Source organism: Veillonella sp. T14073-2 (assembly GCF_002959875.1).
Classification (GTDB): domain Bacteria; phylum Bacillota; class Negativicutes; order Veillonellales; family Veillonellaceae; genus Veillonella; species Veillonella infantium.
In genome coordinates, this window is the sequence record NZ_PPDC01000014.1 from 89,657 (window position 1) to 103,561 (window position 13,905).

Annotated in this window: 12 protein-coding genes; 11 read left to right on the forward strand and 1 reads right to left on the reverse strand. The window is 41.8% G+C overall.

Features of this window, described 5'->3' with window-relative positions; translation table 11 throughout:
• Window positions 1–119: 119 nt before the first annotated feature.
• The 6 genes from VCHSUH04_RS09670 (at window position 120) to trpA (ending at window position 7,046) form a co-directional block, all read left to right on the forward strand.
• Window positions 120–1,589: an anthranilate synthase component I family protein gene (locus VCHSUH04_RS09670; RefSeq protein WP_105086391.1), complete on the forward strand. Its 1,470-nt coding sequence runs from the start codon at window positions 120–122 to the stop codon at window positions 1,587–1,589.
• Window positions 1,589–2,155, forward strand: coding sequence for an aminodeoxychorismate/anthranilate synthase component II (locus tag VCHSUH04_RS09675; RefSeq protein WP_105086392.1), 567 nt, complete (start codon window positions 1,589–1,591; stop codon window positions 2,153–2,155). Before VCHSUH04_RS09670 ends, VCHSUH04_RS09675 begins: the two co-directional genes overlap by 1 nt.
• A gap of 354 nt (window positions 2,156–2,509) precedes the next feature.
• The gene (gene trpD, locus VCHSUH04_RS09680) at window positions 2,510–3,520 is read left to right on the forward strand and encodes an anthranilate phosphoribosyltransferase (RefSeq protein WP_105086393.1); all 1,011 of its coding nucleotides are present in this window, start codon (window positions 2,510–2,512) and stop codon (window positions 3,518–3,520) included.
• Between the two features lie 3 nt (window positions 3,521–3,523).
• Window positions 3,524–5,026 (forward strand): bifunctional indole-3-glycerol-phosphate synthase TrpC/phosphoribosylanthranilate isomerase TrpF, encoded by a 1,503-nt coding sequence (gene trpCF / locus VCHSUH04_RS09685; RefSeq protein WP_105086394.1) that lies wholly within the window; start codon window positions 3,524–3,526, stop codon window positions 5,024–5,026.
• Window positions 5,027–5,068: 42 nt separating this feature from the next.
• Entirely contained in the window at window positions 5,069–6,262 is a 1,194-nt protein-coding gene (trpB, locus tag VCHSUH04_RS09690) for a tryptophan synthase subunit beta (RefSeq protein WP_105086395.1), read from the forward strand.
• Window positions 6,255–7,046, forward strand: coding sequence for a tryptophan synthase subunit alpha (trpA, locus tag VCHSUH04_RS09695; RefSeq protein ID WP_105086396.1), 792 nt, complete (start codon window positions 6,255–6,257; stop codon window positions 7,044–7,046). Before trpB ends, trpA begins: the two co-directional genes overlap by 8 nt.
• Window positions 7,047–7,184: 138 nt before the next feature.
• Here the strand turns inward: trpA and VCHSUH04_RS09700 are convergent, their stop codons facing one another.
• On the reverse strand, window positions 7,185–7,475 hold the full coding sequence (locus VCHSUH04_RS09700; protein WP_105086397.1) for a hypothetical protein: 291 nt from the start codon (window positions 7,473–7,475) through the stop codon (window positions 7,185–7,187).
• Between the two features lie 166 nt (window positions 7,476–7,641).
• Here VCHSUH04_RS09700 and VCHSUH04_RS09705 point away from each other — a divergent pair, with 166 nt between their 5' ends.
• The 5 genes from VCHSUH04_RS09705 (at window position 7,642) to ileS (ending at window position 13,900) form a co-directional block, all read left to right on the forward strand.
• Window positions 7,642–8,565 (forward strand): DUF805 domain-containing protein, encoded by a 924-nt coding sequence (locus tag VCHSUH04_RS09705; protein WP_105086398.1) that lies wholly within the window; start codon window positions 7,642–7,644, stop codon window positions 8,563–8,565.
• Between the two features lies 1 nt (window position 8,566).
• The gene (locus VCHSUH04_RS09710; protein ID WP_105086399.1) at window positions 8,567–9,136 is read left to right on the forward strand and encodes a DUF805 domain-containing protein; all 570 of its coding nucleotides are present in this window, start codon (window positions 8,567–8,569) and stop codon (window positions 9,134–9,136) included.
• A 218-nt stretch (window positions 9,137–9,354) separates the two neighbouring features.
• The gene (locus VCHSUH04_RS09715) at window positions 9,355–9,990 is read left to right on the forward strand and encodes a DUF805 domain-containing protein (protein WP_105086400.1); all 636 of its coding nucleotides are present in this window, start codon (window positions 9,355–9,357) and stop codon (window positions 9,988–9,990) included.
• A gap of 102 nt (window positions 9,991–10,092) precedes the next feature.
• The gene (locus tag VCHSUH04_RS09720; RefSeq protein ID WP_105086401.1) at window positions 10,093–10,623 is read left to right on the forward strand and encodes a DUF805 domain-containing protein; all 531 of its coding nucleotides are present in this window, start codon (window positions 10,093–10,095) and stop codon (window positions 10,621–10,623) included.
• A 442-nt stretch (window positions 10,624–11,065) separates the two neighbouring features.
• Window positions 11,066–13,900 (forward strand): isoleucine--tRNA ligase, encoded by a 2,835-nt coding sequence (gene ileS / locus VCHSUH04_RS09725; protein WP_105086402.1) that lies wholly within the window; start codon window positions 11,066–11,068, stop codon window positions 13,898–13,900.
• The last annotated feature ends 5 nt before the right edge of the window (window positions 13,901–13,905 follow it).

The following is a 13,905-nucleotide window of genomic DNA, read 5'->3' on the forward strand; positions in this document are numbered from 1 at the left end:
TTATAGCATAATACAAGTATTTTCTAATACTCTTGTAAAAATAGAACTATAGACTCGTCCTTGACGTTACATTGTCATGGGCGAGTTTTTTTATTGGCAACTGCCAGATGGAGGTTCTCATGATTTTTCCTAGTTTAGACCGTGTGAAAGCTATCGCACCGGGCTACGATATCGTGCCTGTATATATGGAAATTTTATCCGACGTACGCACACCGATTAGTGTGTTGAAAGCATTAAAACAAGTGAGCAGTCATACATACTTACTTGAAAGTGCGGATAATAGTAATCATTGGGGCCGTTACTCCTTCTTGGGATACGATCCTAAGATTGAGCTCTTCTGCAAAAACCATACAATGACCATCAAAGACGGTACAACACGTACTTTTGAATGCTCTGACCCAGCTGCAGAAATTCGCAATATTTTGAGCCAATATAAAAGCCCTCGTTTGGAAGAGTTACCAACCTTCACAGGTGGCTTTGTAGGGTACTTTGCTTGTGAATATATCCGCTATATCGAGCCAACATTGGACTTCCCAACGCCAGATGATGACTCTGCGATGGTAAACGATGTAGACCTTATGCTCTTCGACAAAGTAATTGCTTTTGACCACTATAAAAATAAAATCTATTTGATTGCTAACATCAGTACAAACGATTTGGAACGGAACTACAACAAGGCTGAGCTTGAGTTGAAAGCATTAGCTGACCTCGTAGTAAACGGCAAAGAGGCTAATATTCCAAAAGGCATCCTTAAAACAGAGTTTACCTCTGAGTTTACAAAGGATGAGTTTGAAGCAGTTGTTAAAAAGACACAACATTACATCAAGGAAGGGGATATCTTCCAATGTGTTGTATCTAACCGTCGTGAAGCTGAGTTCGATGGCAGCTTGCTAAATGCATACCGCGTATTGCGCACTTTGAACCCATCTCCATACATGTTCTATCTATCTGGTGGCGATGTAGAGCTTACAGGTGCTTCTCCAGAAACATTGGTAAAATTGACGGATGGTAAAATGTACACCTTCCCAATTGCAGGTACTATGCGCCGCGGTAAAACGGAAGCAGAGGACCTTGCTATTGAAGAAAAACTCATTAATGACGAAAAAGAGTTGGCTGAACATAATATGCTCGTTGACCTTGGTCGTAACGACTTAGGTAAGATTGCTAAATTTGGTTCCGTACAAGTAGAGGCGTTACATATGTTACAACGTTTCTCCCACGTAATTCATATTACGTCTACTGTAAGCGGCGACATTCAAGATGGTAAAGATGCTCTCGATGCTATCGGTGCTACATTACCAGCTGGTACATTGTCCGGTGCTCCTAAGATTCGCGCTATCGAGATTTTACACGAACTTGAAAAAAGCCCGCGCGGTGTATACGGAGGTGCTGTAGGTTACATCGATTTCTCCGGTAACATGGACGTATGTATTGGCATCCGCATGGCTATGAATAAAGGTGGTAAGGTTTATGTTCGAGCTGGCGCAGGTATCGTTCGCGATAGTGTTCCTGCTAGTGAATATAACGAAACTTTGATCAAAGGCCAATCCATGATTTCCGCAATTACAGATGCACAGGAGGTAGAATAATGGTACTCCTTATAGATAATTACGATAGCTTCTCCTTTAATTTATACCAATTAGTAGGCTCTATCAATCCAGATATTAAAGTCATCCGCAGCGATGAATTAACAGTTGAAGAAATCCGCGCATTGAAACCAGACTATGTGATACTTTCACCAGGACCTGGTAGACCAGCTGATGCGGGCGTATACGAAGACCTATTGCGCGAATGCAAAGGTGAATTCCCAATCCTTGGCGTATGCCTCGGTCACCAAGCCATCGGCGAAGTATTCGGCGGCACCGTTTCCTACGCAAAACAAGTGATGCACGGCAAACAAAGCGTAGCTAAACAAGTACACCCATCCAAAATCCTTAAAGGCGTACCAGAACAATTTGAAGTGGCACGCTACCATTCCTTGGCGATTATCGATGAAACCATGCCAAGCGAACTCATCGTCACATCCGTTACAGACGATGGCGAAGTAATGAGCGTAGAACACAAAGACTACCCCATCTACGGCGTGCAATTCCATCCAGAATCTATCATGACACCGAACGGGGAACAAATGATTCGCAATTTCTTAGAAAAATAACCTCTGTTTTGTATTCGAGGGGCTATTTATAAGTCTTAGAATGATAGAGCGGAAATAAGGTCCCTCGGAACTCCAAGTGGCCACCGCCCCACCATTCCCATTCCCCATAAAGAAATGACCTGTGCATTACTCCATATAATGCGCAGGATCATTTGATATTAGTTTGTATGAGGGATATCTATTAAATTGGTATGATTTTTTAGCTGATAGGTGCGATTGGGTTATGTGCGAAGCCGACTTGGCGCCCCGCATAGCGGGGGGGTGGCCACTTGGAGGCTGAGGGCATGACCCAATCGGTACCGACTAGGTAGATATGGTATCAATTTAATAGATATCCTCAAAAGGAGTTATAAAATGATTAAAGACGCATTATATGCAGTAACGCACGGTCAAGATTTATCCTACGACCTTGCAAAAGATACAATGAACAAGATTATGAGCGGCGATGTAGCCGAGGTTCCTATGGCTGGTTTCTTGTGCGCCCTTGCAGCAAAAGGCCCTACTGTAGATGAGGTTACGGCCTTTGCTGAGGTTATGCGCGAGAAGGCTGGTTCTGTGCCTCACGAAGACACTGTTGTAGAAATCGTAGGTACTGGCGGTGATGAAGCGAATACGTTCAACATTTCTACCACATCTGGCTTTATCATTTCTGCCGCAGGTATTCCTGTAGCAAAGCATGGTAACCGCAGTGTATCCAGTAAATGTGGTGCTGCTGATTTGATTGAAGCATTAGGCGCTAAATTAGAGCTTAATGGTGAACAAAACGAGGCAGTTCTCAATAAAGCAAATATGTGCTTCATGTTTGCCCCTGTGTATCACCAAGCGATGAAATATGCAGGTCCTGTACGTAAGGCGCTAGGCGTTCGTACGGTGTTCAACATCCTTGGCCCTTTGGCAAACCCTGCAGGCGCTACTGTGGAGTTGATGGGCGTGTACGATAAATCTTTAGTAGAACCATTGGCTCGCGTATTGGCTAACCTTGGCGTTAAACGCGGTGCCGTTGTACACGGCTTCGATGGTCTCGATGAGATTACAGCTACTAATAAAACGTACGTATGCGAAATTAATAATGGTACTTTCACAAGCTACGAATTCGACCCTAAAGAATATGGTTTCGAATACGCTGATAAAACTGAGCTCGAAGGTGGCGATGCTACTGTGAATGCTGAGATTACTCGTCGCGTTCTCGGCGGTGAGCAAGGCGGCAAACGCACCGCAGTTCTCCTCAACGCAGGCATGGCGATTTACCTCGCAAAAGATGGCATTACATTGGCAGAGGGCATTGAAGCGGCGAAAAACATGATCGATTCTGGTAAGGCTCTTGCTACAATGGAACAGTTTGTGAAAGCAACACAAGAGGTATAACCATTGATTTTAGATAGAATTGTAGAGGCTACCAAAATTCGAGTAGCCCAAGAAAAACAGGTGGAAACGCCTGAGGCTGTAAAAGCAGCGGCTTTGGCGTTACCATCTGATACAGGATTTCCTTTTGAAGCAGCCCTTCGTCAGCAAGACTTCAACTTCATTTGCGAAGTAAAGAAGGCATCTCCTTCTAAGGGAATCATTGCTGAGCACTTCCCCTATTTAGACATCGCTAAAGAATATGAAGTTGCAGGGGCAGCGGCCATCTCTGTATTAACTGAGCCAGACTTCTTTAAAGGTGATAAAAAATATCTCCAAGAAATTGCAAGCACTGTAAAAATCCCTGTACTTCGCAAGGACTTCATTATCGATGAATACCAAATCTACCAAGCGAAGGTGTGGGGCGCTAGCGCGATTCTCTTGATTTGTGCATGTTTAGATGTGCCTACGTTAACAAAATTCCGCGAGTTAGCCGATTCTCTTGGTTTGTCTTCCTTAGTAGAGGCTCATGACGAGCATGAGGTGCAAATGGCTATCGATTGTGGTGCCCGCATTATTGGCGTTAATAACCGCAATTTGAAAGATTTCACCGTAGATGTACAAAATAGCGTGCGCTTGCGCAATCTCGTTGAAGACGATGTGATTTTCGTATCTGAAAGTGGCCTTGAAACGCCAGAGGATATTCAAGTGTTGCGGGATAATAATATCGGCGTAGCCTTGATGGGGGAAACCTTTATGCGTTCCTCTAATAAGGTTGAGAAATTGGCATATCTCTATGGTCCAACCTACTACTCACCAAAAATTAAGATGTGTGGTATCTCTAAGGTAGAAACAATTCCTGCTATAGTCGATGCAAAACCTGATTATATGGGCCTTGTGTTTGCTCCGAGCAAACGACAAGTCACTGTGGAGCAAGCTAAAACATTAGTGGAAGAACTTCATAAACAATACGCAAAAACATATGGTGCAGTTGAAGCGCCAATGAATGCTGAAACAGCACAAGATAGTAAGGAATTTGTCCAAGAAAATCCTAATTTTGAGAAGATTAAAACGGTAGGCGTCTTCGTAAATGAAACATTAGATAACCTTGTAGCAATTGCAAATGAGGTTAATCTTGATGTGGTGCAATTGCATGGTGATGAAGATGAGGCTTTCATCCAATCCTTAAAAGAATGTACTAATGTAGAGGTTTGGAAGGCTGTTCAAGTCCGTAGTGCGGCAGATGCAGAAAAATGGATTGATAGCAGTGCGGATATGCTCTTATTTGATGCATACCACAAAGACGAACGGGGCGGCACAGGTGAAGTATTCGACTGGTCCTCGTTAGATGAGTTTGAACGACCATTTATGCTCGCAGGCGGTATCGATAGTGCCAACGTGGCTCGTGCAATTCGTACGGTTCGCCCTTATGGCATCGATATTAGCAGCGGCATTGAAACAGAAGGTGTGAAAGATACTGAAAAGATTAAAGCTTTCACCAACATTGTAAGAACAATAGCCCTGTCATAACATGACACATTAGCAAGAATGATAGATAGAAAGGTAAGTTATATGAGTGAACAAAGACATGGTTATTTTGGTTCCTTTGGTGGCCAATTTATGCCAGAAACATTGATGAATGCAGTCATCGAATTGGAAGAGGCGTACAACAAGTACAAAGATGATCCTGATTTCGTACGCGAACTTGAGGATTTACATAAAAAATATACAGGCCGTCCATCCCTTTTATACTATGCAGAACGCATGACAAAGGACCTTGGAGGCGCTAAAATCTATTTAAAACGGGAAGACTTGAACCACACTGGTTCCCACAAGTTGAATAACGTAATTGGCCAAATGCTATTGGCAAAACGGATGGGTAAAACGCGCGTTATTGCTGAAACTGGTGCAGGCCAACATGGCGTGGCAACGGCAACTATTGCAGCGTTAATGGATATGGAGTGCGAAGTATACATGGGTGCAGAGGACTGTGAACGTCAAGCACTTAACGTATATCGCATGGAATTATTGGGCGCTAAGGTACATCCTGTAACAACTGGTACTAGTACATTAAAAGATGCTGTATCTGAAGCGATGCGCGAATGGACAAACCGCATGTCTGATACGCACTATGTATTGGGCTCCGTAATGGGTGCGCATCCATTCCCTATGATTGTTCGCGATTTCCAATCTATCATCAGTCGTGAAGCTCGTGAGCAAATTCTGGAAGCAGAAGGTAAATTGCCAACAGCTGTTATGGCTTGCGTAGGTGGTGGCTCCAATGCGATGGGCATGTTCTATAACTTCATCCCTGATGAAAGCGTACGCCTCATCGGTTGTGAAGCGGCAGGTCGCGGTATCGACACAGAGGAACACGCAGCGACAATTGCGAAAGGCTCTGTTGGTATCTTCCATGGTATGAAATCCTATTTCTGCCAAGACGAAGACGGCCAAATCGCTCCAGTATACTCCATCTCTGCAGGCCTTGATTACCCTGGTATCGGCCCTGAACATGCGTACTTGTACGACAGCGGCCGTGCAGAATATGTGCCTGTAACGGACGACGAAGCAGTAGATGCATTCGAATACTTGTCTCGTTTAGAGGGCATTATTCCAGCTATTGAAAGTGCTCATGCAGTGGCACATGCTCGTAAAATTGCTCCTACCATGAGCAAGGATGATATCATTATTATTTGTTTATCTGGTCGCGGTGACAAAGACGTAGCGGCTATGGCGAAATATAGAGGGGTGGATCTTCATGAGTAAAATTAAAGACGCTTTCACAAAGGGTAAGGCATTCATCCCATTCATCAGCGCTGGTGATCATGGCATCGAGAATACAGAACGTTATATTCGCATCATGGTGAAAGCCGGCGCCGACATGGTAGAAATTGGCATTCCATTCTCAGATCCAACGGCGGAAGGCCCAGTTATCCAAGAAGCGAGCACACGCGCATTATCTACAGGGGTAAAAATTCACGATATCTTTGATATGGTGCGTCGTTTGCGCAGTGGTGAAGATGCAGTGACTATCCCACTCGTATTCATGACCTACTTGAATCCTATTTATGTATTCGGTCGTGAAAAATTCTTTACCCTCTGCGAAGAGGTTGGCATTTCTGGCGTTATTGTGCCAGATATGCCATTTGAAGAAAAAGGTGAACTCGCTAGTGTGGCTAATAAACACGGTGTTGAAGTAGTATCCTTAATTGCTCCAACATCTGAAAACCGCATCGAAATGATCGCAAAAGATGCAGAAGGATTTGTGTACTGCGTATCCTCCCTCGGTGTTACAGGCATGCGTAGCGAAATCAAGACAGATATTAAATCCATCGTTGAGACGATTCGTAAATATACAGATATTCCTGTAGCTGTTGGTTTCGGTATTTCTAAGCCAGAACAAGCGGAAGCAATGGCGCGCGTATCTGACGGTGCTATCGTTGGCTCTGCTATTGTTAAAATCGTGGCAGAACACGGTGAAAATGCTGACCAAGCGTTATTTGACTACGTACAATCTATGAAACAAGCTGTACTAAAAGCTGACGCATAATAACAGCTACCGCATAATAAAATAGATAATACAATACATACTAAAAAGGACGTTATACATGTGTATAACGTCCTTTTTAGGTTAGTTAGTTTAGTTATGTGTTATATGACTGGATAACCAGTTATGAAAGGGGAATGATTAGCCGTTTGTGGATTCGGAACGTTGATGTTGTTCGCTGCGTTTAGCAGTGGCATTTTTATCATGTTTTTCACGTTCAGAAATTTTGTGTTTTCTATATTTCTTTTGATCTGGTTTGAACCATGGATGAGCACTGCTATCTACAGTACCATCATCGTTCTTTTCCATGCGATGGTTTTCACCGATTTTGAAGTGGTAATCTTTAGCTTGCGCCACATTGGCACCAATACCGACTGTTAAGAATGCTGCCAAGCTGGCCATAGCTACTACTTTAGTCAATTTAGCGTTCATAAGTATTATCTCCTATACAAACTTAATTGCACGAATTTTAGTTGTAAAAAATATATTATTAGTATAGGTAAAATTAATGAAGAAAAAATGAAATGTAAGCCTTGGTAAAGCATAGTATAATAGTAATAGCTAAGTTTGTATAATATCTAAATATAGTAGGAGTTTTATGAAACAGAGAGTATATGAAATCCTCTATCGCGAGTTAGTAGAAAACTATGCAAATGGTAAAGGACGAACAACGACAGCTGATTTTTGGCTTACCATAAGCGCTATGACCTTTGTATACGGTCTAGTTACATTCATAACAGGTCTTGCTACCTTCATTCCTTATGGATTTTTATATGCTATATCCTTAGGGGGCGGCGTATTAACGGCATTGACAGTAGTGTTAACATTGCCGACTATTATGCTCGTTGCAAGACGGTTGCGAGATTCTAATAATGATCCAACATTGATGATCCTCGTCTTTGTTCCTATTTTAGGATGGTTGGTTTTGCTTTATCTATTATGCAAGAGGTCGGCTCCGCAACAAGCGGGAAGTATAGCTAACGAACAGATATCTGTAGAACATAGTATTGGTGAAAAACGGTCTGTTTCTGGTGTATTCATCATGGCTATCCTTGTTTTAGGCTGGATTGCAAGTAGTGTAGGGACCTCTATGATGGGTCATAATTATATGATAGAAGAAACAGCCTTTGGTAATTTAGGACAGGGGGCTTTCACCAAAAAAGCAAATCGTTTACTACGTAGTGATTCTGCTACAACAGAAGGTTATCTAGTTGTGAAAGAGTATTACAAAGCACTTGCGAATGGGGATTATCATAGTGCGTATCGAGAATTGAGTAGTCGTGAAATGGAACGATATGGTACCTTTGATCTTTGGCAACAGGCTAAGACGAAGGAACAACGTTCTGTTGTGGAAACTATACGATTAGATTATGTGTCTCAAGATGTGGATGATGATGTAACGGTGGATTATATCGGATATAGAGTGGACTTTGTAGATAAAAGACCATCTATGTTAGTACGTTTATATAATGTGGGTAACGGTTGGAAAATCGTTGGTTTTGAAGAGTTTGAGGAGGACTAGTATGGCATCTGTAAATGTATACGATTTAAACTATACCGATGCCTTCGTGCTAGGCATCAAAAACTACGCCAATTTTAAAGGTCGTGCGAGCCGTAGTGAATACTGGCGGTTCATAGCTGGAGTCATGATGGTTCAAGGAACACTAGGGATTGTAGCCATTCTTTGTAACGGAGTAGGTCTCTATAATTTTGAGTCTATCATTGATACGATTAATCTGTTAGTGACTCTGTTTTTCCTGATTCCTAATATTGCCATCACAACGCGACGTATGCATGATATTGGTCGCAGTGGCTGGACTCAGCTCATCTCCTTTATTCCTATTATAGGCTTCTTTATATTCTTGAACTATGAATTGAAACGAGGCGATGAAGGTGAGAATAGTTACGGTGAAAGAACCGCTTATGTACCTGTCACCGCTGTTATTAGTAAGTCTATAGGACTTGAAGAAACACCTTCTCGTCGTCAGGATTGGATTATGGGGATTACCATTTTTATTATTCAGTCCATAATATTTGGAAACACCATAGGTGATATATTATGGTATGGTATAAATGCTAATGGATACATATAGTATCAATCTGTATTTGATAGCATACTTATTATTTTATTTTATAAAAGTTTAACAACTCCTTTATAGACAATATAACACTTTGTAGTAAAATGAAATCAAGATGAATTTAAAAAAATAGATATGGTTACGTTACAACATATCTAAGTTACTATATGTGTTAAGAACAACAGGACTTTATGAGCTTCACTGTTTCCTGCTGTGAATGGAAGGAGTTTATTATGAGACCTTGTCCCTATTGTGGGCATGAGGTGTTAAAAAATGAACGATACTGTCCAAACTGTGGACGTATTCGTAAAGCACCTATTTCGTTAGATAAATATAACTTGGGATTGATTGAAAACTTTAAACAATGTTTGATTTACAAATATGCTGACTTTGAAGGACGCGCTAGTCGTAGTGAATATTGGAATTTCTTTTTGATGTACCAACTGCTCTTTGTAGCAATCTTGTTCACATGTGCTTTTTTGAGTTATATTAGTCCTCTCTCTAGTGCAGTAGGCGTTGGCTTCGGCTTAGTAATCCTAGTCCTACTGTCCGTAGTGATGGTCATTCCTGGCGTAGCCGTTGCGGTGCGTCGCCTGCACGACCAAGGTCGCTCTGGAGGTCTAGTATTTATTGGCTTTATTCCAGTAATTGGGACCCTTATCCTATTAGTTCTCATGGCTCTTCCTGGTGAAAGCCACTCAAATCGCTTTGGCTCTCCTACAGGGCAAGTGATCTTAACAAAACAAATGGCTCATGAAATTGGTTTGATTGATGCTACACCTACCACAGGCCTTACAGCAGGTCTACTATGTGCAATCTTTGTGCTGTGGTTCTTGGTGGATCGATTGCTAACGACAAGTGTGATGTAAAAAATAAAATATATATACAAATAACAGCCTCTTGCATGGTGCAATAGGCTGTTTTGTTGTATAATTAATTAATTTCAATTTGTTATTTGATAGGAGAGAATTATGACTGATTTAAACATTAAAAACTTGGCGTATATTGATAATTTCAAGCATTCTGTAGTCGGTAATTTTGTAAACTTTAGTACTAGAGCTAGTCGCAGTGAATATTGGCGATTTACAGCAGTTACAGTTGTCATAGGTTTTGTATTTAGTCTATTAAGATTTATTTTTGGCAATACATTCTTGGGATCCCTCTTTAATTTATTATCCTTTGCATACACTTGCGCAATATTCTTGCCGTCTCTTGGTATTGCAGTTCGTCGTTTACATGATATTAATAAATCTGGATGGTTTTTGCTACTTCCATTTATTCCAATTATCGGTCTTATATATGTTATTTATTTATTGGCTAAACCAGGTGATGCAGGCGATAACCAATATGGTTCCCCAGTAAGTTATGAAACAATCACAGCTGACGAATCTGCTCGTACGGGCCTTAAAGAAACACCATCTGAAAGCATGGACCAAAAAGCAATGATTGTGTGCCTCTGCCTTTGGGTTCTTAATATTTGGATATCTTTTTTATCAATATAAGAAAACGCCTGCTTATGCAGGCTTTTTTAGTTATTAGGACTTTAAAATCTTTGTAAAATTAGGTGATGAAATATTTGACAATCTACCCTCGTGAGTCCTATAATTATCTATTATATGAATATTGCGTTGAAAAAGACGGCACGTCTCAGACGGATTTAGTAGAGACCAAACTCATGGGCTGAAAGGTTTGGAAATCTAGAGATTTGCGGATCACTTTGGAGCAAGCAGGAACCCTGCCGGTGAACACCGTTATATGTTTAAGTGGCTTTCATAGTTATGTGATGAGTTGCGTCCTATAAGTTACAATCATGGAGTCTCATGGTGTGACGATTGCAGAAATGCGGTGGCGCTAGCTTTCACAGAAGGTCAGTAGGGTGGTACCACGGATATTACGTCCGTCCCTTCGGGGACGGGCGATTTTTTTATGTAAAAGGAGCATATCATGGATTACGGTAAGACGTTACATTTGCCTGAAACAGAATTCCCAATGCGCGGCAATTTGCCTAAGCGCGAACCAGAAATCTTAAAGTTCTGGGAAGACAATAAAATTTATCAAAAACGTTTGGAATTGCGTAAAGACGCAAAACCTTTCATTTTGCATGATGGCCCTCCATATGCGAACGGTAAATTGCATATCGGTCATGCCCTCAACAAAACGTTGAAGGACATCATCATGAAATACAAAACAATGACTGGTCATTATACTCGCTACATCCCTGGTTGGGATACGCACGGTTTGCCAATCGAGCATGCGGTTATTAAAAACACTGGTCTTAACCGTCATGAAATGGCGCCATTGGACTTGCGCAACAAATGTAAGGAATATGCATTAGAATGCGTAGAAACTCAAAAACAAGACTTTATTCGCTTTGGTGTATTAGGCGAATGGGATCGCCCTTATTTGACATTGCGTCCTGAGTTCGAAGTAAAACAACTTGGTATCTTCGGCGAAATGGCAAAACGCGGCCACATCTATAAAGGTCTTAAAACTGTATACTGGTGTACTCACTGTGAAACTGCATTGGCAGAAGCAGAAATCGAATATGCTGAGAAAAAATCTTTCTCCATCTACGTAAAATTCCCTTACGTATCCGAGAAAAAGGTAACTTTACCAGCTGGCGTAGATCCAAAACAAGCATATGCTGTTATCTGGACAACTACTCCTTGGACAATGCCTGCCAACGTAGCAATCTCCGTTAACCCTGAGCTTGAATATGGTTGGGTAAAAGTAGGCGACGAATACTACTTGATGGCTACTGAGCTTGTTGATGCGGCTATGAAAGATATCGGCATTGAAGAATACGAAATCGTAAATCGCTTCTCCGGTGCAGACTTAGAATTGGCTGATTTCAAACATCCATTCGTAGAACGTAAATCCACTGTATTGTGCGGTGACCATGTAACACTTGAAGCTGGTACTGGTTGCGTACATACAGCGCCTGCACATGGTGAAGATGACTTTAATATCGTTCAACGTTACAACAAAGAAGGTAAAGTTGAGCTTCCTATCGTATCCCTTGTTAACGAAACTGGTAACTATACAAAACAAGTGGACGACAACCGTTATGGCGATACTGAATTCCCATTGGCTGGCGTAGAAATTCACGATGCAGAGGTGCCTGTTATCAAAATCTTGGCGCACAATAATGCATTACTTCATAAATCTAGCTTGCGTCACCAATACGCACACTGCTGGCGTTGTAAAAACCCTGTTATTTACCGCGCTACAGAACAATGGTTCTCCTCTGTAGATGGTTACCGTCAACAAGCTCTTGATGCTATCGATAACCAAGTACAATGGATCCCTAAATGGGGCCACGACCGCATCTTTAATATGGTTCGCGACCGCGGTGACTGGGTAATTTCTCGTCAACGTATTTGGGGCGTGCCAATTCCTATCTACTATTGTGAAAGCTGTGGCGAGCACATCATCAACGACGACACTATGGCTGCATTGCTTGAAAAAGTAGCTGTAGAAGGTTCCGACGCATGGTGGGCTCACAGTGCTAAAGAATTGTTACCAGAAGGCTTCAAATGCCCTCATTGCGGTCATGATGAGTTCAAAAAAGAAACAGACATCATGGACGTATGGTTTGATTCTGGTTCCTCTTGGTCCGGTGTACTTGAAGTTAACGGATTAGATGTACCATGTGCTATGTACCTTGAAGGTTCTGACCAACATCGCGGCTGGTTCAACTCTTCCTTGTTAACTGCAGTGGCAACAACAGGTAAGGCACCATACAACTCTGTATTGACTCACGGCTTCGTTGTGGACGGCGAAGGTCGCAAAATGTCTAAATCTGTAGGTAATACAGTGGCACCTAGCGACATCATCGACGTATATGGCGCTGACGTTATGCGTTTGTGGGTATCCTCTGCAGATTACCAAGCAGACGTGCGTTTGTCCAAAGACATCGTAAAACAATTATCCGAAGTATACCGTAAGATTCGTAATACATTCCGCTTCTTGCTTGGTAACTTGGATGACTTCAATCCAAACACTGATAAAGTGGCTTACGCAGATATGTCCGAATTCGATAAATGGGCATTGTTGCGCTTAGAAGAAGTACGTCAAAAGGTTACTGACGCATACGAAAATTATGAATTCCACATGTTGTACCATGCAATTCATAACTTCTGTACAGTAGACTTGAGTTCCATCTACCTTGATGTAATGAAAGATACTATGTATGCTGAAAGCAAAAACAACGTAGCTCGTCGTTCTGCTCAAACAGCAATGTATGAAATCTTGAAAACATTAGTAGCAATGGTATCTCCAGTACTTTCCTTCACAGCTGAAGAAGTTTGGAAATACATGCCTAAAGAAGACGGCATGCCTGAATCCGTTATGCTTCAAGATTGGCCACAAGGTCATCCTGAACACTTCAACCAAGAATTGGCTGATAAATGGAACCAATTGTTAGACTTGCGTACATCTGTACAAAAAGCATTGGAACTTGCTCGTCAAAATAAAACAATCGGTCACCCATTGGATGCATCCGTTACAGTATACGCTGAAGGTGCTGCATTTGATGCATTAAATGCCCTTGGTGAAGAAGGTTTAGCTAAACTCGTTATTGTATCCGAAGCTCACATTGTAAATGGCGCTGCACTAGCAGAGGCTGTAAAAGACGAAGAAACAGGCGTAGCTACAGTAGTTGCTCCATCTGAACTTGAAAAATGTGAACGCTGCTGGATCCACCGCGATACAGTAGGTCAAGATAGCGAATACCCTACACTTTGCCACCGCTGTGCAGAGGTAGTAAGAAGTATATAACATTT

Excerpts from the sequence above, each read along its gene's own strand:
- VCHSUH04_RS09670 (WP_105086391.1), top strand. The coding sequence starts at position 120 with ATGATTTTTCCTAGTTTAGACCGTGTGAAAGCTATCGCACCGGGCTAC.
- VCHSUH04_RS09675 (WP_105086392.1), top strand. The coding sequence starts at position 1,589 with ATGGTACTCCTTATAGATAATTACGATAGCTTCTCCTTTAATTTATAC.
- trpD (WP_105086393.1), top strand. The coding sequence starts at position 2,510 with ATGATTAAAGACGCATTATATGCAGTAACGCACGGTCAAGATTTATCC.
- trpB (WP_105086395.1), top strand. The coding sequence starts at position 5,069 with ATGAGTGAACAAAGACATGGTTATTTTGGTTCCTTTGGTGGCCAATTT.
- trpA (WP_105086396.1), top strand. The coding sequence starts at position 6,255 with ATGAGTAAAATTAAAGACGCTTTCACAAAGGGTAAGGCATTCATCCCA.
- VCHSUH04_RS09700 (WP_105086397.1), bottom strand. The coding sequence starts at position 7,475 with ATGAACGCTAAATTGACTAAAGTAGTAGCTATGGCCAGCTTGGCAGCA.
- VCHSUH04_RS09705 (WP_105086398.1), top strand. The coding sequence starts at position 7,642 with ATGAAACAGAGAGTATATGAAATCCTCTATCGCGAGTTAGTAGAAAAC.
- VCHSUH04_RS09710 (WP_105086399.1), top strand. The coding sequence starts at position 8,567 with ATGGCATCTGTAAATGTATACGATTTAAACTATACCGATGCCTTCGTG.
- VCHSUH04_RS09715 (WP_105086400.1), top strand. The coding sequence starts at position 9,355 with ATGAGACCTTGTCCCTATTGTGGGCATGAGGTGTTAAAAAATGAACGA.
- VCHSUH04_RS09720 (WP_105086401.1), top strand. The coding sequence starts at position 10,093 with ATGACTGATTTAAACATTAAAAACTTGGCGTATATTGATAATTTCAAG.
- ileS (WP_105086402.1), top strand. The coding sequence starts at position 11,066 with ATGGATTACGGTAAGACGTTACATTTGCCTGAAACAGAATTCCCAATG.